We start from the raw sequence: 26,612 nt of genomic DNA on the forward strand, positions 1-26,612 counted from the left end.
ATTAGAGCAATGTTTCTTTTATTCATTTGGCATTAGAAATTGAAATGGATGAGAACAGATTTGGAATACTATTCTCAAAAGCTAATGTAAAGGAAGGGATTAATTCATGTATTCTTTCTTGCATTGGTTTCTTATCTACTTCTCCAAGTTCGTTCAAAAGTTCATTCTCTTCTAAAGACTCATCTCCATTGATTAACATCCTTAACATATCTGAGTTAATAATTTCATGAGGCGAATGAACTAGCCCATTCATCATTATATATTTTTGGAGCATGGATGAATTCCCCTCATTCGCTTGCTTTACAGCTTGTTTAAGATATACATCAAAATATTTCTGTGCAAATTCCACACCTTTTAGTGGAACGGCTCCTACATGTTCAACACCTTTCCAACGTAAATCTGCAATTGAACTCAGCCACCATGCCGGCTCAATAGCTTGTTGCATACGTTGCAACACTTTGCGCTCGAATCCCGGTTTATAAGTAGCATGTTCTTTTAAACAAGTATCTAACATTTCAGCTTCAATGGCGGCTACGGTCATCCCCTGTCCATAAATGGGATCAAAGTTACAAAAAGCATCACCTAACACTAATAATCCAGATGGCCAATTTTCCATTTGTTCAAAATGTTGACGAGTGGACTCCTGCGCTCTAAATCCCCTTGGGACACTAATTGGTTCTAACTCTTTAATTAACTCCCTCATCATAGGGGTAACTAAAGAATCCAGTTCTTTTTCATATTCTTTTGAATTTGTTGGTGGATAATGCGTACCTCCAGCAACAAATAGTAGCGCTTGAGCTATGTTATCTTCAATATATAATAAACCTACAGCTCCAACGTTTTTAGCAGGATCTCCTTCAGAAATTGCACTCAATTTCTCTTTGATATGTGAAGGTACTTTATAATATCTCGTGCTATATCCGAAATTCACCTTTAAACGTTCTGGTTCTGGAACATCATAGCCCATAGATGTAAGCCATTTATTGAGTTTAGATTGACGACCACATGTGTCAACTACCAAATCGGTTAACACAGTTCGCTTTGTTTTTAATTCGTCCCGTTCTTGAATATTAATTCCAATAACACGCTTGTGATCAGACGAAGCTAAAATGCCTGTGACTACTTGCTTTGAATAAAAATAGACATTAGGAATTTCTTGCACACGTTGGCGGATTGTCCATTCTAACAATGCTCGACTGCTTGCTGCACCTTTTCGTTCTATAACTAGTTCCAGTGCCCCATACGGAGAAAATCGAATCATTTTATCATTCTTGACATTATGGGCCCCTAAATTTAATAAATCATCAACATATCCAGGAAAGAAACGGTTCATAATTATTTCTCCACGTGGTAATACACGATGAGGATGAAAGTCTTGGGGTGTACCTGGACGTTCAGATGGTTTTTGAGGTAACTCATCTTTTTCAACAACTATCACTGTCTCAAAATAACTGGAAAGCACGCGTGCAGTAAGTAAGCCTGCAATACCAGCTCCAATCACAAGTGCCTTTTCTCTTTTTTGCTGTTGATATAGTAATTGACTATCCATCAATAATCTCTCCTCTTTCTAAAAAGTATGTTTGTTCAACATGAATCTATTAAAACTTTTCCAGAAATCAGAATAAACGAATGATGATTCTTCATTATTTTAATCAAGGTGGTTCAAATCAGAAAGTACACTCAAATGAGTATCATTTTTTAACAAGATTCAGGTTCATATAACCTGTATAACTGCTCACCGTTTATAATAGTCTTTTTTAAATACCGCTTTATTCACCCTCCTTTTATATTTTTAATAATTTGCACCTTAAATGTATCACTTTTGTTATCCCTATAAATATTTAGGGTTTTTAGAAATATTTATTTAATTTTTGGTAATATTAGGATTCTATTTTATCAAATAAAAACTAGAAGGTTTGAGAGAAGTATGTAATAATGCATAATAAATCAACTGGATATTATGATATACTTTCAAAGAACTGATACAAAATTTCTTTAGATTGGAAAACTGAAGTCTTATCTACCTAATTGTAGGGACGCCTTATGGCGTCTTTTCTTTTTATTATAAAAAACCCTCAAGCATCCATATGCTTAAGGGTTTATCAATTGAAAGGTAGAGCTGTTTGAAATTCTTTAAATTAAGAACAAAGCGGGATTACTCCTAAACCAATTAATAAAGCTGCAGCAAACGCTGGAATTGGCGCTGGAATCTCGATACCTTCTACAACTAAAAAGTATTGTCCATTTACTACTTTAAAACAAACTAATTGCATGGTTAATCCTCCCTTCTGTTAGGATTAATACATTATATTAAATAATCATATTATTTATATAATTAAATAGTTTGTTTTTTAGAAAATGTGCAATTTAACAACGTTCAAGGGAAACACATTAATTTATCTTTCCCTTATTTTCAAAAGGACCTGCTCAAGTCATACGTAAAAACATAAGGTAAAGTGAACCCATTAAAACACATGGAATGACCCCTAGTCTTTTTCTCTTATCTAAAGGAGGAACTATTATTATGGGATATGGTGGTAGTTGCGGCGAAGGCTGCGGTTTTGCTGGAGGCTTTGCTTTACTCGTTGTACTCTTTATACTTTTAATCATTATTGGATGCAGTTGCTTCTGCTAAAAAACTATTAGAAAAGGCACCTTAGGGTGTCTTTTCTTTATGCGTAAGAACCTCGCCATCTTATGGAAATGGCGAGGTTCTTATCTATATTATTTATTATCTTGTTCCAGGCTTTTATCAAGATTAGAATTACCATTATTATGGTAACGTTGATAGTTCTCTTCATGTAGCCTTTGTTGTTCTTGTTCAACTTTATTATCATGATCAATTACCTTAATAACAAAAAATAATATTACGATTACAAACACTACAAATGGGATGAGAGCAGTTTTAGAAAGCTCCTTTAAATCCTCTTTTGCTTGTCGCTTTTCTTCTCCTGTTGAAAAGCGATAAGCAAACAAAGCTATTATAAATGCGAAAAAACCTAAGAGTATTTCTACAACTGCAAAAATAGCATCTAACATTACTTATGTATCCCCCTAATATAACATATATGTATTACTAATTAACCAATAATTCCCTTACACATTATATCAGCTAGAATACATGAAAGTATAATATATTATTTGTATAGTTAATTTTATTAATTACCATGCATTACTATACGACAATTCGAATCGTCGGAAGACCCCTTAAGTTTTTTTTATGGAAAAATCCCCACACATTGTGTAGGGACCTTGTTTTTCTTACCATTTAATTTTTGTTGGATTTAACTTGGAAATATATCCACGTACTAATTGTTTTTTGTTACTGTCATAGATACCGATATCACCAGAGAAATTTTCCCAATATTCCCCTAAATAATCTTTTGATGGTACTTTCAAATCTACATTTAATCCCATTGCCCCAAAACTTGCCACCTGGCGCGCTGCTATGTCGCCTACTTGTTGCGCTCGTTCTTTCGTTGTTCCAGCTGGAACGATAACAACAATTCGAGTTAGATTGTCTTTTGCTTCAATATGGACGTCTTGCGCCTGTGCAGCCACCTTTATTCCATCCTTTGCTGTTTGGATGCCTAATTGGCTTAATTTCACACCTTTATTACGCGCTCCCTGGCCTTGTGCTGTCATCGATTGTTCCACTTTTTCTTTTGCTTGTGCCTCATTTAACCCGCTGACTTTCGGTTGTTCAACAGGCGTTGACTCTGCTTTTTGTTCTTCTTTAACTGTTTCTTTTACTACATTTTCATGCTGTTTTGACGTATCCGTCGATTGTTGCACAGTTACTTTCCTATCTTCTTGCTGCTTTTCTGCCTGAAATGCTTTAACTTTTTCTTTTTGTTCCTCTTTCTTCACATCTTGCTCTATTTTCGCTTCTTCAGTACCACACGCTGCCAATAATAAACCTGCTGCAATTGTTAAACCTGCTAATTTAATTGCTTTCATAATAAATACCGCCTTTTCATAATTTAATTCTTTCATATGTATAAACGAACTCAGCTACAAATATTGACTTTGTACTACATATTTGAATTATTTAAATGATAACATATTAATATTCAAATTCTTTATATTTAAATATTAATTTTATAATCTATTTTCAATCAAAACAAATTAATATTTGCATAAAACGTGGCAGTCATTCTTTTAAATCGATAGTGATAGGGTACCGCCACACATCCATCAAGCTAACAGAACAGATTACCCCCTAAACGAAAATTTTGTGTCTTTTTTTAGCGCAGAAGTTCATTATTATCGTTTTTTATGTTCCTTAACTTGATAGAGGTGTGGTGGATCCCTTTTTTAGAAGTAAATACTTCTAAAACCTTGAAGTATTTGAAAATCAATTTTATCTGCTTTTGTCCTTTGAATTATAAAATCTAATCCATTTTTGGTATTGTCCGCATATTTAGGCATTGCTTCAAGAGTATCTGTCAATGGTTTGTTGAAATCGTCCCAATGTATTGGAATAACAAGCTTCGGTTGTACTTTTCGTACAGTTTGCTTGTAATACGTATTTTGGAAAGTACTTTCCTGCTTTCCTAATACCCCTATTCCTAAAAACAAGACATCAGCTCGAATATCATCTAATACTCCTTCTATATAGTTAGCACTTGGTTTAACAAGGAAAGTTTTATTATTGTGTGTAATCAAGTAATCATAAGAAGAGTCTTCATGATAATCTAGGGCTTTAGCAGGTTGTTTAAGTGGCTTTTTTATTTTTTCTCCTTCATCAAAGGTTGGTGAATGTTTCGATGGAAGGACAGTAACAGTAAAATCACCAAACTTCATAGCCTTATTTACTTCATATACAGACATCTGGTTCTTATTTATATCACCACCAATACCTATGTTAATTGCTGATTCTGAACCATATACATGTGTTCCAGTTCGTTTAGCTATATAAGCTAAATCAAACGCATGATCATAATGTGTATGTGCAATAAATAATCCCTTAAGTTTATTATTATCAACCCCTATTTGATTAAAAGCTTTATCCACAGTATCTTCATCTGTTTTTATATTGCTGAACAACATTTTTGGTAAGGATGGCCTAGAAATAAAACCATCAATCATTAATTGTGTATTTCCATCATCAAATAGTAAAGATGATGTTCCTAAAAATGTGACCTTTACATCACCTTGATTCAATACTTTTTGTGTTGTTTTTGGAGCATAATACTCCCTGTATTGTTGAATATCTGCTGAAGGTGTTAAAAACTTGTAATAAACGAAAATAGAAGCGATTATTACTAGTACTAGTAATCCCATAAAAAACACCCTTAATTTTTTTCTTAATGTGTATTTCAAAAACATTCTCCTTTCTAGACAAAAGATATTATTGTTTGCCTGTGCTAAATCCCCCTACTTGAGGCTACCACAAAGTATCTATAAAATTAAAAAAACGCCATCCTTTCCTATGATTCTACAGAAAGAATAGCGTATTTTTTCTTTTTATGGATACATTTTTTAGCTCGATAACGATGGGGTGTTACCTCAAATATAATTATTTTATTTACATGTTTCTTTTAAATTTGTTTCAAATCTTTTCATAGGTTGGTATACAAGAACGTGTAGTGATAAACCTATCACTGCAGTAAAGTTTAAAATAATACTTATAATCATTAAAGACCATTCTATAACTGGAGAAAAGTATCCATTTGTACTTAACGTAGAAGAACTTATACCAAGTATTAAAATCACTATTAGTAAAGGTAAGTTTTTAACCAATTTGAATCCTCCTTTAAATACAATATCTTTATATCATTATATCACAAACTAATTTATGTAATTAATATAAGATAGTTATCTATGGGCAATTTCACATTTTTTTGTTACAAGTTAGCACGAAATTTCGTTCTGGAATACTATAAAATTTCCGTTTGATAGCGATGTGGTGCTATCCCATCCCTATCAAGCTAAGAAATTCATTTTACCCCAAAACGAAAAAAGATGAGAAAATAATAAAAAGCTTATCATTAAGTGCTAAAAGATAAGCTTTTTTATCTATACTTATTAAATTTTATTTGATTTCTTCCATGCTAATACTGTAATAAGATATTGAATACCAAATAGGAAAGCGAAAAGTATAATAAATCTTGCTATTACTGATAACCATCCAACGAAATCTTCAGGTAAGTTATATTTGTATGTGGTAGCACCTATTGCGACAAAACATAAAATAAAGGTATTACTCATTTTTTCTTTTAACTTTTCATTTAATTGTTCTTTATTATTAATATCTGTTTCATAAATACCAGTCAAAATAGATTTAATAAAAAAGAATATCATATAAAAAATTATAATGGCTAATGAAGCAGCCCATTCTAAAAATGGACGGTGTAGATATGCTCCTCTTATTATAAAATCAACAAAAGCTATAAGTAGGACAATAATTCCAGATTGAGCCCAACTTTTCATTTCAATTTGTTGGATTCTTTCATCTGGGTGTGTACTGAGTGAAAACCATTTTTTTAGTTTTTCCATTTTAAAATTCCTCCCAAAATAATTTATCTAAACTTTTATCTAGTGTTTTAGCTGTATGAATGCAAAGGTTTAAAGAAGGGTTATAATTATTACTTTCAATAATACTAATGTTATGTCGTGTAACATTTACAATATCGACCAACCCTTGTTGGGTCAGACCTTTTTCAACCCTTGCAAACTTCACTTTACTTACGGACATTAAATACACCTCACTTGTAAACATAACTTCATACCATAAATCTTATATTTTATATATTAAATTATTAATAACATAAATGCAATATATATTTTACATTAAGTCATGTATAAGTTGCACAATTCTATATTTTTGTATTTAAAACTATCCTACAAATATTAAAACAGGCCATTCTTTCTGTAGAATCATAGGAAAGGATGTTTTTTTTATGTCTGTTTCTGTATATGATAAATTAGAACTATTTGTTCAAGAGATTCAAAGTTACTTGTACGTATCTCCCAATTAATTGTGCAATCTAACCTTTTCATCTATTAAGTTCTTTTACTAAGGAATGGAATCTAAAAAAGAAATAGAAATGAGCCTTTTTTATTATTTTGTTCATCTTTTTTTCGTTTTAGGAGAGATTTTGTTTTTTATCTTGCTAACAATGTGGAGATATCCTAGGTTTAAAAATCCCTTTAGTTACTGCATACTAGCAACAACCTTTTGAAAATTAGGTTACTTCGATGTATAATTACCAGAAAATCTAAGGAGTTTTATATATGGATAATATGAAAATAATAGCTGAGGTTCTGAGTATAGGGTTACAAATTGGTTTATTTTCAAAAACTGAAATAATTGATTGGGCTGATCAGACAATTGAAGCATTAGATAGCCCTTCTATTGAAATTATAGAAGTTTCTCTATCTAGTAATGATAAGTTGGTTGACATCGTACCTAAATTAAAAAACGTAAAAGGAACGTATGATAAAAAATTACCCGTAAAAATAATACTGGGGCTGTTATGGGATAAATTTATCCTAAATGAAGAAAATGTATTGAAAATAAAACCATTTATATCTAATTTGATACATAATAATTGCTGTGAGGGATTCAGTTATGTAGATGAACAGCTATATAATTTTAATGAGGACATTAATTTAGCAGCAGATAATATATATGGGAATCTAGAAGATATTAGTCAAGATTTAAAAAGCTTTCTATTTCCTTATAAAGACTTTAGTAATTACTTCAGTTTTTGGGAAACTTGAAAAATATTAAATTGATGGTAATAGATCATTCGGAAATGTATTCCTATAAAATAGTAGTTTTATTATTACAGCTATCCTACAAAGTGGTTTATCTGTTCATAAAAAAGAAGAACTCATTACACATAATACCAAAATTTATTTTCCTGCTTTAAACCTCACTCCTATAGAATAGCTAGTACAAATAGTTGAACTCGTGAACTACCCGCCACTTAACGTCCTAACGGACTGTTTGAAGTGGGGGCTTCTCGGTTAGTCGTTACTTTTGGTAGCTAACGAATTCGTCCTAAGACAGCCGAGCTAACTCCCTTGTTCCAAGGGTTATTTTATTGCTATCTATGCTAACGCTAATAGGCGTATTGCTTCATTTTTGATATTGATAGCTGCGTTATAATCTCTATCGATATTTACACCGCATATACAAGAATAGACTCGCTCAGACAATGACATATTTTTCACATTTCCACAACTGCTACATGTTTTTGTGGAAGGAAACCATTTGTCTATTTTCACAAGTTGTTTGCCTTGTTCATGTAGTTTATAAGCTAAAAAAGAAGTGAACATACCCCACCCATTGTCAGCGACACTTTTTCCAAAATGAAGTGCTTGCGACATTCCTTTCATATTTAGATCTTCAATAGCTACAACATCAAAATGAGTAGCTAACTCTTGAGACTTATGATGAAGGAAGTTCTTACGTTGATTCGTTACTTTTTCATGTAACTTAGCTACACGGATACGTTGTTTATTCCAACGAATAGAACCTTTTGTTCTTCTTGATAATACTCGTTGCGCCTTTGCTAATCGGTCTAACATTTCACGATAGAACTTAGGATAATTGGCTCTCTCATCCTCAGAACTGACGTATAATTGTTCCATCGCAAAGTCTAATCCAACAACTGTTTCTACTTCTTTTTGTACGATCTCTTTTTCGTATTCAGTCAAAATGGACACATAGTATTTACCAGTAGGTGTCATAGAAATCGTACATGACTTGATTATATGGTCTTGTGGTATTTCTCTATGCTGTTTGATACGTACCATTTTCAGTTTTGGCAATTTGATATGACCGTTAAGCAACATAATATTTCCGTTCACTACATTCGTTGTATAAGACTTTCTGTCTTTTTTGCTTTTGAATGTTGGGAAGTCATTTTGACCACGAAAGAAATTTTTATAGGCAGTTTGCAAGTTTAGTTGAGCATTTGCCAAAGCTAATGAATCCACTTCTTTTAACCACTCAAATTCTGCTTTGTATTTCGCAGGAGTGGGAAGCTTTTGTTTCTTTAGTTGATCCTTATCATCTTTATGTTTTTCATACGCTTCTTTCCGTTCAGCTAACATTCTGTTATACACGAAACGTACACAACCGAATGTTTTACGCATAAGATGTGCTTGGTCTTCTGTTGGATACAAACGGAATTTATATGCTTTATTCTGCTTTGTCATATCATTTCACCTCACTTTTCACTTTGATTTTCAATATATGTTTTTACTACGTCTATTGGCGAACCACCAGTAGTTAGCAAGCAAAAACTTCTTGACCAAAACATCTCTTTCCAAAGTTTCTTTTTCACTTGTGGAAAGTCTCTTTTAATAAGTCGAGAACTTGCACTTTTATAAGCATTGATGAATTTTGTCATTTCTGTATTAGGGTGTGCCTTGAACAAAATATGAACGTGGTCTACATCATGATTCCATTCAACTAACGTGATGTTATAGTTTTTAGATAGTCGAACAAACATATCTTTTGCATAGTCTGACATATCATTATCAAACACATTTCTTCTGTATTTCACGACCAACACAAGGTGATAATATAACAAGAATACTGAATGGTTATTACTATCTAATTTCATTTATATACCAGCCCTTATAATTTATAAGACTGATTATATCAGAGGCAAAATAAAAAGGAAAACCTTTTGGCTACGCCAAACCGAAATTCATCTCCCACCTACCGTTGGGCTACGCCCTTCACACGCTTGAGGAAGGAGAATCCTTTCGGAAAATTCGTTAAAATTTAAAATAGAAAGAAGCTGAAAGTTTATGTATCAACAAAATTATGATGAATACTCATATGATTATACAAATAATCCTAGACAACAATCATTTGTAAATTTAGTAGGTCAGTTTCATATTCTTCCTCAGTCTGTTATTTTACCTAATGGTCAACAACTTCAAGCAGGAACGCGTGTTTTTATTTTTAGAGTAGCTTTTAATCAAATGGGGAACGAAGTGGTTACAATTGTATTCCCTAATGTAGTTGGTGGAAATGTTAGTCTTGGATTAGCGCCAGTTGCAGCTTCTCAACTTTCACCTGGTGGTGGGGTCATGTTCCCCCAAGTTGCCCCTATGCAACCTGGATTTGGTGGTAGATAAAAAAATTTAACAAATAATTTATTTCAGTATATAAAATTAATTAAGTATAGAAAAAACTACACTTAATATAGAAATGGGCCAGATTTTAAAAAAAAAAGATCCTTTTTCAGTATCAATAACGAATTTCACGTCAACTAGCACCTCTTACGAGGCGCTAGTTGTTATTTTTGTTGTATACATATTAGAAGCATACGTTGGCCGCAAACTAAAAAGGAATAAGTTGATCAAAACGGCCATCTTATGCTTCTTGTTACAGTTTTAAACATAGAGTATACAAATTATTACACTTACTTTTCTTCACCGCTTGCTTGCATGGAATTAAACGCCCAATGTAATTTCAACGCATCTCCCCTGAAATACATTTTGGTCTTCACCGCTATCTACGAATGTGAACATTACATAAAATGTATCATCATCACCTGGAGTAAATCCATTTCCTTCTCGATCTACAATACCTTTCTTTACAAGGTCAGGAATACTTCCATTTTGCGTAGCTACCTTTAATTCAGATAATGTAGAATAGTACGTTTTTGCTTTACTCGTTGTACTCTTTATACTTTTAATAATTATTGGATGCAGTTGCTTCTGCTAAAAAACTATGGGAAAAGACACTCTTATTTGGGTGTCTTTTCTTTATTTCTCAATATAAGAGCTATAAAAATATGCTATGATTTTAATAGAAATTCCCTTGTGTGCAATGAGATAGTAATACCCAACAAAAACCCACCTATTTCCGTAGGTGGGCCTTATCTTTATTACACAATCCAAATTATACTCTGATTTTCCCATCAACTTTATGCAATTATACATATCTGAAAAAAATACACCGAATGAATTTTATATATAGTAAAATAATAAACGTGGATACATTCTATAAAGCAGATTCTTTTGAAAGGCGTAACATACCAATCATTATAGAAGGTGTCGCGTCACTCTAATACTGATCTCAAATCTCTTGTACTTTGTAAACTAACAATCTGTTGTATATAGACGATTCTGTTTTATAGGGTGTGTTTACACGCATAACAAAGGGATAATACGGATAAGTTTATACTAAATGAACGTGGTTCAAGTCGGAGGAAGGCACCTTAGGGGTGTCTTTTTTTGTACATAATAAAAGCCTCACCCATCCTATGAAAACGGTAATTCCTTTAAAACAAATAATAATTGTAAATATATTAATTTTACATTACATTAAAAGTTAGAGAAAACTCTTATACTAATACAGTGCTAAATAGTAGGTGAAAAAATGAAATTTAACGATTTGGGTATTACCATTAAAGAACTTAGAATTAACAAAAATATATCACAATCCGAATTATGTCATGGAATATGTTCACAAAGTCAAATTAGCAAGATCGAAAAAGGTGTGATTTATCCATCTAGCATATTGTTATATCAATTATCTGAAAGACTTGGTATTGATCCGAATCATATATTTGCACTAACTCAAAACAAAAAAATTAAATATGTAGAAAATGTAAAATACGTAATAAAAGATTGCTTAAAACAAAAACAATATAAAGAACTTTATGAAATAGTAAAAAAGGAGAAAAACTTAAATAACTTTCAAACAAATGAAGAGAAACAATTTCTAATATGGCATGAAGCAATTGCTATATTTGAGGTAAATAGATCAACCAAAACTGCTTTAACTCTTTTAAATTATGCATTAAAACTAACTTTAACCAATTCTGATTTTTTATCAGAAAGAGAAATAGATATTATGCATACAATGGCTATATTTCATGGAGAAAATAAAGAATATGAAAAAAGTATTACTATATTAAGAAGATGTTTATCTAATTTTAATAAGTTAAATTTTCCTAGAGATAAAGAAATTAAACTAAAAATCATTTTAAATTTAGCAAAATCTTTGGCCTTCACATATCAAAATGAAGAGGCAATAAAATACATTGATAAGGGCATCAAATTAGCAATTAATCTAAATACGTTATACCTATTAGGTGAACTCTTCTATTTAAAAGGTCAGTTTTTATTAAAAATTAAACAACATAATGTAGAAGATGTTATTTATAACTGGAAAAAAGCATTATTTATATTTGAACTAACAGAAAAAGAATATTATACAAAAATGCTACCAGATGAACTTATTGAATTACAAAATAAAAAACACTCATAATTTCGTAAAAACTACTTACAAATCCCACAGAAAAAATCCCTATAGCTTTTAAACTTAGAACGATAATATTAAAATAATTTAAGTCGGCAGAATGCTCCTTTTGGTATCTTTTCTTTATTTTTACAAGTACCTACTCAATTAATTCTTAAAAACATAATAGGAAACATTGTTTTATTTATCCCATTTTCATTCATGCTATATATAAAATTCGTTAATAAACCCACCTCAAATACTAGTTCCTTTTATAAGTCGTTTTTTTGATGTAGCTGATATTATTCTCAATACAATAGAATTAATTATTGGAACATATTTAGCAATATATATCAAAAAACAATAATAAGAAGATCCCTTCCACCTTAAGGTAGAAGGGATCTTCTTATTTCTATTTCAAACTACTCGCAATCTCCGTAAAGATAACCCCAAGTGCGTCAACAAGCGTTTTTTCACCAACTACCGCTCCTCTACCGAACGATCTTTCACCGATAGATTGTATGCCTTGAAGTGCTGCTTGCTACATTTCAGCGAACTCTTTCACTGTTAGCTCACGTTTTTCGCCTGCTGCATTTACGGGCAGCCCGTTAATACGGGATAAATGTTAAATCAACTCCTATTTAACATTTCAATTCAGATATACGACCGTAAAGAATACATCATCACGGTGTCAGCAAGCAAAAGTGTATTCTGCATTTCTGAAAACAGTAGATGGCAGATTATGCCCTACTGAATCTGCTAAGAAAGAATATACAAGAACATCCTTAACATCCTCTTTATTTCCACTAATGATGACATCAAGGAAATCTTCTACTTGAAATTCTGGAGTAAACAACACAATCTTAGTTGTTCTGTTTGGTTCTAAAGAAACAAAAGTACGAGAGATTTCAACTAATTCATTTTGAGTTGGGAAAAAAGTGTTTCGGCTTCTCTTAACAGTTACCGTTACATTACTAGTATGGCAGCGTGAATCATTGTTTAACATAATGTTGAGAGCAGTTGGAATAATCCCATTTTCAGAAACTGGAACTCGAAACACCCCAGTAGATTTATGAGCCATATAATCACATCCTTTCAAAATAAAATATATTTACAATATATTAGATGCAAAAAACGTTCATTTTGATATGGACAAATTATATGATTAATATATCTATAATAACCCTCGGTATTACTAAGCTAATGTTTTAAAAGATTAACAAATATCGCGAGAACCAATCGAATGTATATTAAAATTAAAAAGAATAAGATGTCTAACCCACCCCTATTTTGTGCCAATAATGAGACATTATGTTAATCTTATATGTATAGCTGCACAAAATTGAGAAACTTAAGGAGACAGATAAATTTTATGAGAAAATTATCTATATTACTTACTTTCATTCTAGTATTAGTCAGTGTTACGGCTGCTTGCACACAAGATAAAACAGATAGTGCCGTTGAAAATGCTCCAATAGAAGAACCAAGCGCAAAAAATGTAAATGAAGAATTAATAAACTTTGAAGAAAAGGAAGATATGAGCCGCTTGGAACAAGGTATTTTATTAGTTGGCGAGAGTGTTAAGGGAGGCTATTACTTGGTCGCTGTTCAAAGTGCATATTTAAATGCTAGCAACGATTCCGTCATGGTTAATGTCTCTGTAAAAAATGTACGAGGTCAAACGATTGGACTATCAGAATTAAAATATAACTTAAAAGATGAAAAAGACGGAAAGATCTATAAAGGAAAGGTGCTTGATCAAAACCCTTCTGATATACAAGTTAAACCAAATGAAACGGTAGAATTGAAAATAGCTTTTGAAGCACCAGGTACCGTAGATGAATATATGTTTTATATTGAAAGCTCTTTAGACCCTCTACAAACATACTGGAAAATTGATAAGCTGCAATCACAAAAAAACTAAGTCTAAAATACAATTTGATTGAAGAAATCTCTCAAATAAGCAAAAAGTACCGGAAAATTTGATATAGATACAAATGAATAATATATAAAAGTCCCTCCGCCCTAAGGCAGAGGGACTTTCTAATTCCTATTTCAAACTACCCGTAATCTCCGTAAAGATAACCCCAAGTGCAAGTGCACCTGCATCTGGATATCCTAAGCTTCTTTCGTATACTCTGCTCCTTTTTCAAAGGTAATTTTCACTATATTTAAAATATCTGAACACATAAATTCATTTACTTTTTACGAAAATAAAATTGTATTTTTTAGAATTTTAATGTTAATCAATTTGAAACTTTATGAGTTAATTAAATGTGATATTTAAAGAAGGAATTTGTGATGAAGTACTCACATGATGGAATTAATATAAAAAAACAAAAAAACTCTAACTAATTCGTCATGGCGATTTAGTTAGAGTTTTTTTGTTTGAAATATTCACGAGTATCTACCCTTATCTTTTCAGGTAAAGCAATGTCAAGTTCTTTATCTAACCATGCAAGAGTCTTTTTGCGAAGAAACTCACGCATGTGTTCTTCTGCTTCAAGCATTACTAAGTTAATTGTACAAGAAGAATTGCTAGGTTCACAAGAATTACAAGCCTCATCCCGATATAGTACACCATTCTGTACAATATTTTTACATTGAAAAATAGGTTTTGGGCCTTCGACGGCTTCTATTACATCCCAAAAAGAAATATCTTCTGGAGACTTAGCTAACCTATATCCTCCCTTTACACCTGGGACAGAATTCACAATATCAGCTTTAGATAATTTACCGAAAACTTTTGAAAGAAATGTTTCAGAAAGTCCTTGAAACTCTGCCAAATCTTTTATTCCAACACTTTCCTTGGAAGGAGTATTAATTAAATAAACTAGGCAATGCAAGGCATATTCAACCCCAACACTATATTGCATATACAAATCACCTGCTTTTTATTTTAAGGGTTATCAAATTGTATCTTAGGACCATTTAGAATTTTAGTCAAATAAAAAAAGCTCTTTTAGAATAGTATGTATTTCATTTGACAAAAATAATTTCAGAGTTTATATTAAAGACCAAGTTAATCGTCGATTAACTTGGTCTTTAATATAAACGTAAAAACTTTTAAAAAGGGGAAATACAAATGAACAAAACACTTATCATAAACGCACATCCGAAAGTGGATGATCCATCATCAGTCAGCATTAAGGTTCTTAACCACTTTTTAGTATCTTATAAAGAATTAATTCCTAATAATGAAACGATTGAACAGATTAATTTATACGATGATGTAGTACCAATGATAGATAAAACTGTTTTAAGCGCATGGGAAAAGCAAGGAAATGGACAAAAGTTAACTGATGAAGAACAAAAAGTAACAGAGCGTATGTCCGAGATTTTACAACAATTTAAAAGTGCAAATACGTATGTTATCGTATTACCTTTGCACAACTTTAATATTCCATCAAAGTTAAAAGATTACATGGACAATATCATGATTGCACGTGAAACATTTAAATATACTGAAAATGGATCAGTCGGATTACTTAAAGATGGAAGAAGAATGCTTGTTATACAAGCAAGTGGAGGAATTTATACAAATGATGATTGGTATACAGAAGTGGAATACTCTCATAAATATTTAAAAGCAATGTTTAATTTCCTAGGTATTGAAGATTATCAAATCGTTCGTGCACAAGGAACAGCAGTACTAGATCCACATGAAGTATTACAAAATGCGTATAAAGAAGTTGAAGAGGCGGCTTCTAGATTGGCTAACAAATAAATTTTTTCACTGGAAGAATGATGGTTATAATTAAAGATCCCCTCCACCATAAGGCAGAGGGGTTTCTCTAATTTCTATCTCAAACTACCCGCAATCTCCGTAAAGATAACTCCAAGTGCATGTGCACCTGCATCTGGATAGCCTAAGCTTCTTTCACCAACTGTACCGGCGCGGCCCATGCGAGCTACGATTTCTTTCGTATACTCCGCTCCTTTAACTGCTGCTTCTGCTCCTTTTTCAAAAGCAGTTTTCATGTCTTCTTCGTTTGAAGCGCTATCTAACCAAGAATCTACACATGGAGCAAGTGCGTCAACAAGTGTTTTGTCACCAACTACCGCTCCTCTACCAAATGATCTTTCTCCGATAGATTGTATACCTTGAAGTGCTGCTTGCAACATTTCAGCGAATTCTTTCACTGTTAGCTCACGTTTTTCTCCTGCTGCTTTGCTAGCTGCGCGGAATGCACCACCCCAAATTGGACCAGATGCGCCGCCGCAATGTTCCATAATAATCATTGAACAACCGTCAAGGAATGACCCAATCGTTACGTTCTCTTGATCTACAATAGAATGCCACTCACGTTTTAATTGCTTAAATCCTTTTGCCACACTCATTCCGAAGTCGCCGTCACCTGCGTGTGTATCTAACTCACAGAACGGTACTTCGTTTTTAATAATAACGTCGCTCATTTTATCAACGAGATAAATCATGTTGTTTAATGTAATAACATTATCCTTAATAACAGCGTGCTCTTCCGCTGTTTCTATTTCAAAGGAAACTTCCTTCTCTTCTTTCTCTTCAAGCACATTCACGTACTCTACACTTTCAACTGGCCCATCTACTTTAAACGCTGGTGTATTACACTCTTTTGATAGTAATGTTTTTAACTCATCATCTAACTTCATCACTGTTAAAGACATGCCAGCCATATCGATACTTGTCATATAGTTACCGACGAATACTCTATTGATTTTAATGTTTCTAGCAGCTAATTCTCTCGTCACTGCGTTGTTAAATAAGTAAAGTTCTTGCAGTGGTGTTCCGCCAAAACCGTTAACTAGAAGTGCGATTTCCTCGCCATCTTTTACTCCTAAATCTTTTACAAGATCATTTGTCATACGGTTAGCTAGTTCATCTGCTGACAGCATTTTTTCACGCTTAATTCCTGGTTCGCCGTGAATACCTACGCCGTATTCCATTTCATCTTCCGCAAGTGTGAAAGTAGGTGATCCGCTCGCTGGAACTGTACAAGAAGTTAACGCTAAACCGATTGTGCGCACGTTAGCCGCTGCTTTTTCCGCTACAGCTTTCACCGCTCCTAAATCCATACCTTCTTCCGCTGCTGCGCCGGCAATTTTATGAACTAAAATAACTCCCGCAACGCCGCGGCGTCCTACTGTATATAGGCTATCTTCTACCGCAATATCATCATCCACTTTTACGTAGTCGACTTCAATTCCATCTTCCGTCGCTAAATGAGCTCCGTTTTTGAAATTCATAATATCGCCGCTGTAATTTTTAATAATTAATAACGTTCCTTTTTTACTAGCTGTCTCTTTAATCGCTTGATACACCTGAATTTGTGAAGGTGACGCAAACACATCTCCGCACACCGCCGCATCTAACATTCCTTTTCCGACTAATCCTGCATGTGCCGGCTCATGGCCACTACCGCCGCCACTAATTAACGTTACTTTGTTTTCGTTCATTTCTTTCTTCTTAATAACTTTATATTTTTTCAAAAGTTCAAGCTCTGGGTGAGCCATAACCATTCCGTTACACATTTCCATTACTAATGTTTCTGGTTTGTTTATAATCTTTTTCATTGTGATTATCCCTCAATTCCTTTAATATATTGTGATATATTTGAAATCTTCTTCTGACTACTCATGTTAAAATGAAAGCGTTTTATAGTAAACGGACAAAATGGACAATCTGTCTAAAGACACCGCTCTCATTTATAGATAGGATTTTTATATTACTAACATTCTAGGGATGATTCAGATGACCTCTTCTATAATTTCTAAAAAAATAATCGCGAACTCATTGAAATATTTAATGGAAACAGAGTCGTTTCATAAAATATCAGTGAGCGATATTATGTTACACTGTCAAATGCGTAGGCAAACTTTTTATTATCATTTTAAAGATAAATTTGAACTATTAAGCTGGATTTATAGAGAAGAAACGAAAGAAAACATTATCGACTTTCTCGACTATGAAACATGGGAAACCATTTTCGATTTATTATTTGATTACTTTTACGAAAATCAAAAATTTTACCGAAATGCTTTTAAAGTCATTGAACAAAACTCGTTTAATCACTATTTATTTGAGCACACGAAAAACTTATATATGAAGATTATTGATGAACTATCCGTGAACTGTGGCTTAACTCTTTCTATTGAAACGAAAAATACGATTGCCTCCTTTTATAGTCACGGCTTCGTTGGAACGATAAAAGATTGGATTGAAAGCAAGTGCGAAGTAAATCCATCCATTATGTCTTCTCTCATGAAAAATATGATAAACAATCAATTACTACTATTACTGGAGCAGTCAGCAAAGTAATTAAAGGGTGGCAAAAGCAATGAAAAAGATTATGAATGATGTACAAAATATTGTTCAAGATATGATGCATGGCTTTTATTTTGAACATAACGACAAAGTAAATTACGACGAAACAAATAACATCATTTATGTAAAAGATATTGAAAAACTGAAGCAAAACGTTGCTATAATAAGCGGCGGTGGTAGCGGACATGAACCCGCTGATATTGGCTATGTAGGAAAAGGAATGCTTACGGCAGCAGTAAACGGAAGCATCTTCACTCCGCCTACAGTGGAACAAATTATAATGGCAACTCGCCTTATGCCGAAAGATAAAAGTATTTTATTCATCATTAAAAACTTTAAAGATGACGTTGAAAACTTTCTAGCGGCAAAGCAAATTGCTAAAGAAGAAGGAAGAAAAATTGACCACATCATCGTAAATGACGACGTTTCAATTGAAGATGATGTTTCCTTTAATAAAAGAAGACGCGGCGTCGCTGGTACTGTTTTCATTCAAAAAATACTTGGTGCAGCCGCTCTTGAAGGACATTCTTTAGAAGAACTGACTGCACTCGGCCGTTCTATCACTGAAAACTTACACACATTAGGAGTCGCCCTTTCACCTGCCAACGATCCAGTGAAAGGACAAGCTTCATTCACATTAAACGAAGATGAAGTCTTTTACGGCGTCGGTATTCACGGTGAAAAAGGTTACCGCAAAGAATCGCTGTCCTCTTCTGAAATATTAGCGATTGAACTGATGAACAAACTAAAAAGCATTTATCGCTGGAGAAAAGGCGACAACTTCGCCATCCTTATTAACGGACTCGGTGCGACACCATTAATGGAACAATACATTTTCGCAAACGACATTCGCCGTTTGTGTGAACTTGAAGGATTGCAAGTTACATTCGTAAAGGTTGGTACGCTGTTGACTTCTTTAGATATGAAGGGTGTTTCGCTTAGTTTGCTTAAAGTAGAGGACTTGGATTGGGTGAAGTGGTTGAAGGCGGATGTTAGAGTGGGTAATTGGTAAGTAAAAATTATGATGATAAAAGCCTTTAACTATAACGTGTTAAAGGCTTTTTGCAAATTGAAATATCGTACAGGCGTTAACAAGAAATTCTTAATCACCTCACTGAATAATTACAGGTCTTCCAAATAAAGCTGGATAATAAATTAACATCGCACCTACAAATGAACACACTAAACAAAAAACAGCCTCGTATTTTATGACTAGAGAAGAATTCGTATCAAACTTTTTTTCATCTCTTTTACATATCATTTTAAATAAAACGCTATATAATAAATACCCAATAATCGCCCCGAGGGTGTTCGTAAATAAATCATCAATATCTGTAATTCTATTATTTAGTAATTGATTTAACTCAATTGCCAATGAAAAAAAGAATCCCGCGCATACGGTGTTTTTCATTTTTTTAAACTGCGGCCAAATAGTCGGCAATAAAAAACCTAATGGCATAAACAGTACGATGTTCAAAAGATACGTAGTACTACCCGCCGTATCAAATAGAGTCAAATTGATTTGATTTACACGAATCCACGTTTCATATCTACTTATATCCCATACAGTCGCAATCTGCGTCACCTTATACACTAGCGAAAGATAGAATAGAAAAATATATACCCATAGAAAATGCCGAATAGATATGTTTCTTTTCGCTTTAAAATAAAATCCAATTTGAAACATAATACAAAACATAATAGTAAAAAAATAAGTATATAAATAACTCATCAAAACTCCTGTATGCATGTGGAATCCCCTAACTTTACATTTTCATCTATTATTTTAGAACATAGTTCAAGAACTGGTACTTTGTTCATATATTTAATCTTCTACTTTGTCTTCGAATATAGGGAATATATTAAAAATATAAAATCCCCACTTCTTCATTTTCAGTCTCCTCCTTGATGTAACTTGTTTATAGGATAGGAAAAACTTTTAAAATAAAAAGTGGGGTAAATATAAAATTTTTCTTAAATCTTATGTTGGGTTTAATTATTGCTCTTCTTAATAATCCGCTATTCATTGTTAGGCAACAGTATGCTTAAACTTAGTTTTCACTCTATTCCTTCGCATCCCTCATACTGTAATACCCCAAATTAATAATAATCAAGAAATACCCACCCATAATTCCAGCTGCAAATGTCCACATGAATTCATGATGTTCAATTTCATACATAATAATCGCGCCAAGTATTGCCGCTGCGAACCGATTTATCATTCCGAGCATCGGTGCTTTTTCTTTTTTTACAATGCTATCTCCGAACTTTTCAATACGCCTTCCTAAAATCCAGGCGCAGTACATACTCACCAAAAGGCCAATGCTTATCCCGACAAACTGGGCTGAAAAAGGTGTCACGAGCCATCCCAATAACATTACGCCTAGCAAACAATACATTTGTATGTTGAATGATCTTAATGCCATACGAATCATGTTATTCTCCTTTATCTTTCTCATTGTAGTTCCGTATCATCAATCCAATCTTCCAAGCTTCAAGCTTTCAGCTATATCTTTTTTTAAATGAGGGAATTTGATTTTGCTCACCATTAAATAAGCGAGTACGCATGTACCAAACGCCACGGAAACTGGATTCTTTAAAAAACATAAAATAAGGAGACACATTGCCGCGAATGGAATCGGCATTCCGATAAATGTCGGGAGTTTGCTTTGCTGTGTGTTAAATCTCGCAAGCCGAAGCATTCCGCAAATACTATAAGCGAGCGCGCATATCATCCCGATAGACTGCAAATCTTTTAACGAGGCATTATATGCAAGAATAGATGGTGCCACACCAAAAGTAACTAAATCCGCAAATGAGTCCAACTCTCCACCAATTTCTGAAACAGAATCAAGTTTCCGAGCGACCATGCCATCAAACAAATCAAGGACCATACCTGTAATAATGAACATAACTGCACCGTACATATCGTCAACGAAAACAGCATGAATAGCCAAAAGCCCACACACAAAATTTGCTATCGTAATCATATTTGGTATGTAACTCATCACATGCTTCCCCTCCTTTCTACTAATTGCTTCATCTAAGTTCTTACTCATTACAATCAAGATCTTTCTGCTTTTCTTCCAATATCACTTTATTTATTTTCGTTAACGTCTCTGTCATTTGCTCTAGGGCATTTATATCGATTTTAGAAAAGTATTTCTCAATTAATACATCATCTAACTCAGACAACCGCTCTATATACTTACTACCGTTTGGACCAAGTGTAAGAAAATACTCCCTTTTATTATTAGGGTTTACTTGTTTTGAAATCATCTTCTGTTTCTCCAATTTCGATAAAACTTGGCTAACGGCACTTTTGGATACATTAAAGGTAGTCGCAATGTGATTTGCTGTCGTGTTTTCATTTAAATTAATATGAAATAGCATGCTCTCTTGCTGTCCTGTAAGACCGAACTCATCTTTTAACTCCTGAAATAGTAAAATGTAGAATTCATTATAAGCTCGGTTCATTTCATTAATTACTTCTTTATAAGTTCTAGTCATAGCGTTATTCCTCCATGCTTTTATTTCGTTTCGCTTAATAGTTAAGTTTACTTAACTATAGTATACCGTTATCTTCGTGTAAAGGGAAATATAACTCTACACTTTACTCACAATGATACAAAAAAGAAGACACTCTTCTAAAACAAGTTTAGTCGCTTCTGTCTCACTGCTTTCCTCATCCAAATACTTGGTAAGTCATTCTGAATAATCAAAAAGAAAATCAATAAAATTCCATATAGACCCATTACTGGTTAAAATGTTATAATAGAATTACCCTACATAGTTACTCATAGCCAGACTGAGGAACTAGCGTCTTATTAAGTAATGCGCATAACTAAAATAAAAAAGACACTTTACGGTGTCTTTTTTATTTATATTCATTGCAATTATCTCTTTTATAAACAGACTCTATCAAACAGTAAAGGAAACTAACAGATGGAACATCCTGTTGCAAGAGAACTACGTTTCATACGTGTATACCTCATCATTTTGATTATTGTCATCGCGTTTTGGGATCGTGAGAAAACTGTGGAAATTACTGATCACGGTAGCGATCCTATCTTAAATACCAGCAATATGACCCAAGTTGGTGAGTATACATTTGCATACAAAGACGAATCTAATCAAATTAAAATATTTAAGTTTAATCCAGATACGAATGAAATAAAACTAATAAAAGAGTTTTATGCTAACGAATATGAACTACATACAATAAATAATTCAAATCGATAAAAGGCACTTTAGGGTGTCTTTTCTTTATGGAGTAGGATTATGAAAAGACAGATTTACAATTCTAAGCGACTCGTTGGTACTACCCCATCATCATCAAGCTAATATTTTCATATCCCCCTAAATTAAAATTTTCTTTCTCTACAGATAGTTATTCTGAGAAGCTGCTCATTTTTTCGTTTTGGGGGCATTTCTTTTTCTTAAGTTGATGGGCGTATATGGTGACCCCTATTAGACGATAGTAAATTAACAATTTCGGGGTTCAGTTCAACTTTATTCAAAATAAGATTTTTTTTGCAGTAAAATCAATGTTAGTGGGAATTTTTTAAAAATTAACATAAATACTTGCAATATTTAAATTAGTACTATATAGTTCTAGTTATGACAAAGGTAAAATTAATGAATCAAAAACGTGTGATTGAAGTAGCTGCAACATTATTTTTAGAAAAAGGGTTTGCTTATACAAGTATGGATGAATTAGTACGTGTAAGCAAAGTTTCAAAGTCTAATGTGTATTATCACTTTTCTAATAAGGAACAATTATTAGAAGGGGTCGTTGATTATTGGATTGAAATGTATCAATCTGCAATTGATAACGTACTTTCTCAGAACCAATTTTTAGTTGAAGATCGTATCCAACTGTTTTTAAAGCAATTATCACAAGGAGTTCAGTCGAGAGAGTATAAGGGGAGCTGTCCATTTATTACTCTTTATATTCAAAGTCCTACACAGGCCACGCAAATAAAAGAAAAAATAGGTCTTTTTTTTACAGGATTACAAGAGAAAGTTTCTCTATTACTTAAACAAGGGGTAGAGAATGGAGAATTCAGAAATACGATTCATATTGATGAGGTTGCATCACTTTTTATTACAAATCTTGAGGGAGCGTTATTTATTTCAGAAACATTGAAAGATGCAACTGTAATCACGAAAACAGCAGATCATTTTTTTAAATTGCTTCGATAAAAGAAGCTTTTTTTTTACATCAAATTAGTACTAATTAGTACTACAAAGGGGATTTTATATGAGAACAGTATTTTTAACTGGTGGAACAGGCTTTATTGGAAAGCAATTAGTGAAAGAATTAGCCAAAGAGGATGTTAAAATTCTTCTTTTAGTAAGGTCGAAAAGTAAAGCAATACGCCTTTTTCAAGAAAGAGGCAGCTTAAAAAAGAAAGTTATGCACTTTATTGAAGGTGATTTGACGAAAATAGATTTAGGTCTAAGTGCTGAAGATAAGGAGAGGGTATTGAAAACGGATGTGATTATTCACGCAGGAGGCCCCATGGATATTCAAGCGACAAGTAAAGAGGCAGCTTCCGTATTTTTAAATGGCGCCAAACATATTAGTGAATTAGCTAAAAGTATTCATCAATTGAAGGGCTTGCAACAATTTATTCATGTTGTAGGTTATATGAGTCCCTTTGATGATAAAAATAGCAAGATTGCAATTGATGTGTTTACAGAAGGAAACAATTATTTAAAAATAAAAAATCCATATGAGAGAACAAAATTTTTAGCAGATCTCTATATCCGTCAGCAGGCATCCGCAGTAGGTTATCCGCTTTCTGTAATTAATCCGCCAACTGTAGTCGGTAGTAGTAAAACAGGGAGTACAGAGCAGATAGCAGGATTAGGTTTGCTTGTGATGAGTATGCGAAGAGGGCTCATGCCAATGATTCCTGGAGGTAAGGGATATAGGTTACCACTTATTTCAAACGATGAGCTTGCGAAGTTTATTATGCAGGTTTTCAGATTGGAGCAACCGACTATTCAAACATATACACTTGTTGAAGACAAACAGTACGATCAGAACATTGCTGAATTATTAAATATTATGTCGGAAAGTATGAATATGAGGGCACCAAAAATCTCTGTTCCAATGCCACTTATGAAAGCAATTATGAATAGTGGAGTAAGTAAAATAACAAAAATTCCTTCTGATGGATTGAATTTTATTACAAAACAAAATTTCCCAAATGTTTCAGCGAAAAAAATTATGGGAGGAGATTGGTTTAAGAAGACGAGTGTAATAAAATTTTTGCCTGCCGTAGTAGCTGATCTGGATTATCGAATGATGTATCAAAATGGCCAGCATAATCATTTATTTAAACGAACATTATGCGATAACACTACCCTTTACCAATTACAAGGAGAGGGTAAACCGTTTATTTTATTACATGGTTTATTGAGTGATGGAGAAGATTTATTTCCTTTAGCACAAGAGCTTCATGAAAAAACTGGTCAACCTATATGGATCTTGGATCTTCCAGGTTTGGGACGTTCTCCTTTTAAACGAGAGAAAAATCTTCTAGATATCTATTTGAATGTAGTGAAAAAGTTATTGGAGAAAGCTACGAATGGTGCACATTTAATTGGCCATTCATTCGGTGCGTTTATTCTTCTGGAAGCATTGGTACAAGAGTACATAGATAAGAAGTATGCAATCACTTTACTTCAGCCACCTGTTGCTAAAAAAAATGCTAAATCACTAAATGTTCCTCAATTTATGAACAAATGGACATTAAAATTAGCAACTACTAATTTGATAGAGCGTTATTTATTAAGTAATGGTTTGTTTGAAAGTATGGAGAGCATCCCTGAACATTATATTGAAAAGATAAGTAACAGTTTTACTTCTCCTAGAATTTTAAATACTACGGTTCAGCTTAACAGTTTACTACTGAAAAACGATCAAGGTGATTTCAATGAAGTAACAAAGTATAATCTTCACATTATTTGGGGGGATTATGACAGAGCCTATTCTGCTCCATCGCATCTTGGTAAGGTTGATTTTGTTCCATATGGCCATCATTTTCCTCTTAGCCATCCGAGTGAAACGGCAACATTAGTAATAAAAAATAGTAATACTAGCAGATGAGAGTGTGGGATAAATAAAAAGTATGTAGTAAAATCGTACTGTTTTGGGTCCCACCCTATGCCCATCAACTTCAAGATTTTATAACACCCCAAAACGAAAAAATGAGATTTTTATTGCAAGTAAGCACAATTTTTCGTTCTGAGGGGTAAAATAATATTCGGATGGGAGTCCAATACATATTATTAAAATTAAGATGGTTCAAGTCGGAGGAAGGCGCATTAAGGTGTCTTTTCTCTTTAAATTAAAAAGTTTGAGACATGGAGTCTTTAGTCATAATTACGACTAAAGGCTTTTTTCTATAAAAAAATTAAAACATAGTAAAAACGACATACTTACTTAAATTGTTTTTCGCTTTATAAACTAAATCCAAAAAGTTGGATAGCTTCTTTTACTACTCATATTATTAATGAATAAAGCAATAACTACAATAACAACGGAGCCAATTAAAACTGGTGTTACTAAATAACTCCAACTATTTGCCCCTAAAATAACGATAATCGGATCGGCCCCTGCCGGAGGGTGCGTCGTTCTCGTTAACATCATAACGGCTATTGCCATCCCCACTGCTAAAGCAATTGTCCAATATTCATTCCCAAACAAATGATATATTGATAGACCAATGAAAGTTGAAATCAAATGTCCTCCAATAATATTACGCGGCTGAGATAATGGCGCATTCCAAACTCCAAACGCTAATACACAACTCGCCCCAAATGGAGCCATTAATAATTCTGTAGAGGTTATGCTCGTTAAATATGTTAAGGTAATAATTGTTAAAAATCCCCCTAGTAGTCCTGTTAAAGAGTCCTTTATATTTACTTGTAATGGACTTCCTCCTTTCCCTTTCATTTTTGTAAAATATCGTACACTTATTGGTTGAGGATCTTCCTGCTTAGTTGCTGTTATATTATCCATCATTCTCCTCCTTTATTTACCAACAATTATAACTCGACATAACTAACCTGTAA

At 33.1% G+C, this 26,612-nt stretch carries 29 protein-coding genes and 3 pseudogenes; 12 read left to right on the top strand and 20 right to left on the bottom strand.

Features of this window, described 5'->3' with window-relative positions; genetic code table 11:
• Positions 1–22: 22 nt before the first annotated feature.
• Entirely contained in the window at positions 23–1,549 is a 1,527-nt protein-coding gene (locus N2V92_RS02275) for an NAD(P)/FAD-dependent oxidoreductase (protein ID WP_170264877.1), read from the bottom strand.
• Between the two features lie 589 nt (positions 1,550–2,138).
• Positions 2,139–2,273, bottom strand: a complete 135-nt coding sequence (locus N2V92_RS02280) for a hypothetical protein (RefSeq protein WP_001177696.1) — start codon at positions 2,271–2,273, stop codon at positions 2,139–2,141.
• A gap of 251 nt (positions 2,274–2,524) precedes the next feature.
• On the opposite strand from N2V92_RS02280, the gene N2V92_RS02285 reads away from it, so the two are divergent.
• On the top strand, positions 2,525–2,635 hold the full coding sequence (locus tag N2V92_RS02285; protein ID WP_000540371.1) for a YjcZ family sporulation protein: 111 nt from the start codon (positions 2,525–2,527) through the stop codon (positions 2,633–2,635).
• A gap of 89 nt (positions 2,636–2,724) precedes the next feature.
• On the opposite strand, the gene N2V92_RS02290 is transcribed toward N2V92_RS02285, so the two are convergent.
• The 6 genes from N2V92_RS02290 to N2V92_RS02315 form a co-directional block, all read right to left on the bottom strand.
• Positions 2,725–3,039, bottom strand: coding sequence for a fucose 4-O-acetylase (locus N2V92_RS02290; RefSeq protein WP_170264878.1), 315 nt, complete (start codon positions 3,037–3,039; stop codon positions 2,725–2,727).
• A gap of 222 nt (positions 3,040–3,261) precedes the next feature.
• Positions 3,262–3,996: a DUF874 domain-containing protein gene (locus N2V92_RS02295; protein ID WP_170264879.1), complete on the bottom strand. Its 735-nt coding sequence runs from the start codon at positions 3,994–3,996 to the stop codon at positions 3,262–3,264.
• Positions 3,997–4,317: 321 nt separating this feature from the next.
• Positions 4,318–5,325, bottom strand: coding sequence for an MBL fold metallo-hydrolase (locus N2V92_RS02300; protein WP_098403031.1), 1,008 nt, complete (start codon positions 5,323–5,325; stop codon positions 4,318–4,320).
• Between the two features lie 201 nt (positions 5,326–5,526).
• Positions 5,527–5,745, bottom strand: a complete 219-nt coding sequence (locus N2V92_RS02305; RefSeq protein WP_098403032.1) for a hypothetical protein — start codon at positions 5,743–5,745, stop codon at positions 5,527–5,529.
• A 285-nt stretch (positions 5,746–6,030) separates the two neighbouring features.
• On the bottom strand, positions 6,031–6,501 hold the full coding sequence (locus N2V92_RS02310) for a DUF6773 family protein (protein WP_170264880.1): 471 nt from the start codon (positions 6,499–6,501) through the stop codon (positions 6,031–6,033).
• Position 6,502: 1 nt separating this feature from the next.
• Positions 6,503–6,700: a helix-turn-helix transcriptional regulator gene (locus N2V92_RS02315; RefSeq protein WP_000116660.1), complete on the bottom strand. Its 198-nt coding sequence runs from the start codon at positions 6,698–6,700 to the stop codon at positions 6,503–6,505.
• Positions 6,701–7,239: 539 nt separating this feature from the next.
• On the opposite strand from N2V92_RS02315, the gene N2V92_RS02320 reads away from it, so the two are divergent.
• Complete coding sequence (locus N2V92_RS02320) at positions 7,240–7,728, top strand: hypothetical protein (protein WP_000369592.1); 489 nt, start codon at positions 7,240–7,242, stop codon at positions 7,726–7,728.
• Positions 7,729–8,061: 333 nt separating this feature from the next.
• Here the strand turns inward: N2V92_RS02320 and N2V92_RS02325 are convergent, their stop codons facing one another.
• Both N2V92_RS02325 and tnpA read right to left on the bottom strand, forming a co-directional pair.
• On the bottom strand, positions 8,062–9,174 hold the full coding sequence (locus N2V92_RS02325) for an RNA-guided endonuclease TnpB family protein (RefSeq protein ID WP_016078304.1): 1,113 nt from the start codon (positions 9,172–9,174) through the stop codon (positions 8,062–8,064).
• Between the two features lie 11 nt (positions 9,175–9,185).
• Positions 9,186–9,584 carry an IS200/IS605 family transposase gene (tnpA, locus tag N2V92_RS02330; protein WP_016078303.1) on the bottom strand — a complete coding sequence of 133 codons (399 nt, stop codon included), beginning with the start codon at positions 9,582–9,584 and terminating at the stop codon, positions 9,186–9,188.
• A gap of 190 nt (positions 9,585–9,774) precedes the next feature.
• On the opposite strand from tnpA, the gene N2V92_RS02335 reads away from it, so the two are divergent.
• Positions 9,775–10,107, top strand: a complete 333-nt coding sequence (locus tag N2V92_RS02335; RefSeq protein WP_000284732.1) for a hypothetical protein — start codon at positions 9,775–9,777, stop codon at positions 10,105–10,107.
• Positions 10,108–10,394: 287 nt separating this feature from the next.
• Here N2V92_RS02335 and N2V92_RS02340 read toward each other — a convergent pair.
• A pseudogene (locus N2V92_RS02340) lies at positions 10,395–10,626 on the bottom strand (TasA family protein); the annotation flags it as partial.
• Positions 10,627–10,636: 10 nt separating this feature from the next.
• On the opposite strand from N2V92_RS02340, the pseudogene N2V92_RS02345 reads away from it, so the two are divergent.
• Positions 10,637–10,699 (top strand): annotated as a pseudogene (locus N2V92_RS02345) (YjcZ family sporulation protein); the annotation flags it as partial.
• 657 nt (positions 10,700–11,356) lie between these two features.
• A complete protein-coding gene (locus N2V92_RS02350; protein WP_340864060.1) occupies positions 11,357–12,250 on the top strand; it encodes a helix-turn-helix domain-containing protein in 894 nt (297 codons plus the stop codon).
• A gap of 661 nt (positions 12,251–12,911) precedes the next feature.
• Here the strand turns inward: N2V92_RS02350 and N2V92_RS02355 are convergent.
• On the bottom strand, positions 12,912–13,301 hold the full coding sequence (locus N2V92_RS02355) for a hypothetical protein (RefSeq protein WP_000940662.1): 390 nt from the start codon (positions 13,299–13,301) through the stop codon (positions 12,912–12,914).
• A gap of 291 nt (positions 13,302–13,592) precedes the next feature.
• On the opposite strand from N2V92_RS02355, the gene N2V92_RS02360 reads away from it, so the two are divergent.
• A complete protein-coding gene (locus N2V92_RS02360) occupies positions 13,593–14,144 on the top strand; it encodes a hypothetical protein (protein WP_016078006.1) in 552 nt (183 codons plus the stop codon).
• A 126-nt stretch (positions 14,145–14,270) separates the two neighbouring features.
• Here N2V92_RS02360 and N2V92_RS29965 read toward each other — a convergent pair.
• Positions 14,271–14,357: pseudogene (locus tag N2V92_RS29965) on the bottom strand (DAK2 domain-containing protein); the annotation flags it as partial.
• A 232-nt stretch (positions 14,358–14,589) separates the two neighbouring features.
• Positions 14,590–15,096, bottom strand: a complete 507-nt coding sequence (locus tag N2V92_RS02370) for an RrF2 family transcriptional regulator (protein WP_001200339.1) — start codon at positions 15,094–15,096, stop codon at positions 14,590–14,592.
• Positions 15,097–15,305: 209 nt separating this feature from the next.
• On the opposite strand from N2V92_RS02370, the gene N2V92_RS02375 reads away from it, so the two are divergent.
• A complete protein-coding gene (locus tag N2V92_RS02375) occupies positions 15,306–15,947 on the top strand; it encodes an FMN-dependent NADH-azoreductase (RefSeq protein ID WP_042597237.1) in 642 nt (213 codons plus the stop codon).
• A gap of 74 nt (positions 15,948–16,021) precedes the next feature.
• On the opposite strand, the gene dhaK is transcribed toward N2V92_RS02375, so the two are convergent.
• Positions 16,022–17,773, bottom strand: a complete 1,752-nt coding sequence (gene dhaK, locus N2V92_RS02380) for a dihydroxyacetone kinase subunit DhaK (RefSeq protein WP_016097856.1) — start codon at positions 17,771–17,773, stop codon at positions 16,022–16,024.
• Between the two features lie 178 nt (positions 17,774–17,951).
• Here dhaK and dhaS point away from each other — a divergent pair, with 178 nt between their 5' ends.
• Together dhaS and dhaQ are read left to right on the top strand one after the other, a co-directional pair.
• Positions 17,952–18,518, top strand: a complete 567-nt coding sequence (gene dhaS, locus N2V92_RS02385; RefSeq protein WP_042597235.1) for a dihydroxyacetone kinase transcriptional activator DhaS — start codon at positions 17,952–17,954, stop codon at positions 18,516–18,518.
• A 19-nt stretch (positions 18,519–18,537) separates the two neighbouring features.
• Positions 18,538–19,536, top strand: coding sequence for a DhaKLM operon coactivator DhaQ (gene dhaQ / locus N2V92_RS02390; RefSeq protein WP_016097855.1), 999 nt, complete (start codon positions 18,538–18,540; stop codon positions 19,534–19,536).
• Positions 19,537–19,635: 99 nt separating this feature from the next.
• Here dhaQ and N2V92_RS02395 read toward each other — a convergent pair whose 3' ends face one another.
• The 4 genes from N2V92_RS02395 to N2V92_RS02410 all read right to left on the bottom strand — a co-directional run bounded on the left by N2V92_RS02395 (position 19,636) and on the right by N2V92_RS02410 (position 22,034).
• Positions 19,636–20,274, bottom strand: coding sequence for a VanZ family protein (locus N2V92_RS02395; protein ID WP_000556870.1), 639 nt, complete (start codon positions 20,272–20,274; stop codon positions 19,636–19,638).
• A gap of 313 nt (positions 20,275–20,587) precedes the next feature.
• The gene (locus N2V92_RS02400) at positions 20,588–20,959 is read right to left on the bottom strand and encodes an ATP synthase subunit I (protein ID WP_000620605.1); all 372 of its coding nucleotides are present in this window, start codon (positions 20,957–20,959) and stop codon (positions 20,588–20,590) included.
• Positions 20,960–20,998: 39 nt separating this feature from the next.
• Complete coding sequence (gene pssA / locus N2V92_RS02405) at positions 20,999–21,583, bottom strand: CDP-diacylglycerol--serine O-phosphatidyltransferase (RefSeq protein WP_000042027.1); 585 nt, start codon at positions 21,581–21,583, stop codon at positions 20,999–21,001.
• A complete protein-coding gene (locus N2V92_RS02410; protein WP_000198943.1) occupies positions 21,576–22,034 on the bottom strand; it encodes a MarR family winged helix-turn-helix transcriptional regulator in 459 nt (152 codons plus the stop codon). The genes pssA and N2V92_RS02410 overlap by 8 nt, the downstream gene beginning before the upstream one ends.
• Before the next feature lie 435 nt (positions 22,035–22,469).
• Here N2V92_RS02410 and N2V92_RS02415 point away from each other — a divergent pair, with 435 nt between their 5' ends.
• The 3 genes from N2V92_RS02415 to N2V92_RS02425 all read left to right on the top strand — a co-directional run bounded on the left by N2V92_RS02415 (position 22,470) and on the right by N2V92_RS02425 (position 25,644).
• On the top strand, positions 22,470–22,766 hold the full coding sequence (locus N2V92_RS02415) for a YmzC family protein (protein ID WP_000400974.1): 297 nt from the start codon (positions 22,470–22,472) through the stop codon (positions 22,764–22,766).
• A 396-nt stretch (positions 22,767–23,162) separates the two neighbouring features.
• Positions 23,163–23,729 carry a TetR/AcrR family transcriptional regulator gene (locus N2V92_RS02420; protein ID WP_001072305.1) on the top strand — a complete coding sequence of 189 codons (567 nt, stop codon included), beginning with the start codon at positions 23,163–23,165 and terminating at the stop codon, positions 23,727–23,729.
• Positions 23,730–23,787: 58 nt separating this feature from the next.
• A complete protein-coding gene (locus tag N2V92_RS02425) occupies positions 23,788–25,644 on the top strand; it encodes an alpha/beta fold hydrolase (RefSeq protein WP_001261153.1) in 1,857 nt (618 codons plus the stop codon).
• Positions 25,645–26,004: 360 nt separating this feature from the next.
• Here N2V92_RS02425 and N2V92_RS02430 read toward each other — a convergent pair whose 3' ends face one another.
• The gene (locus N2V92_RS02430; protein ID WP_016078010.1) at positions 26,005–26,559 is read right to left on the bottom strand and encodes an HPP family protein; all 555 of its coding nucleotides are present in this window, start codon (positions 26,557–26,559) and stop codon (positions 26,005–26,007) included.
• Positions 26,560–26,612 lie beyond the last annotated feature (53 nt).

It is taken from the genome of Bacillus sp. CH_48 (assembly GCF_038008465.1).
GTDB lineage: Bacteria > Bacillota > Bacilli > Bacillales > Bacillaceae_G > Bacillus_A > Bacillus_A thuringiensis_S.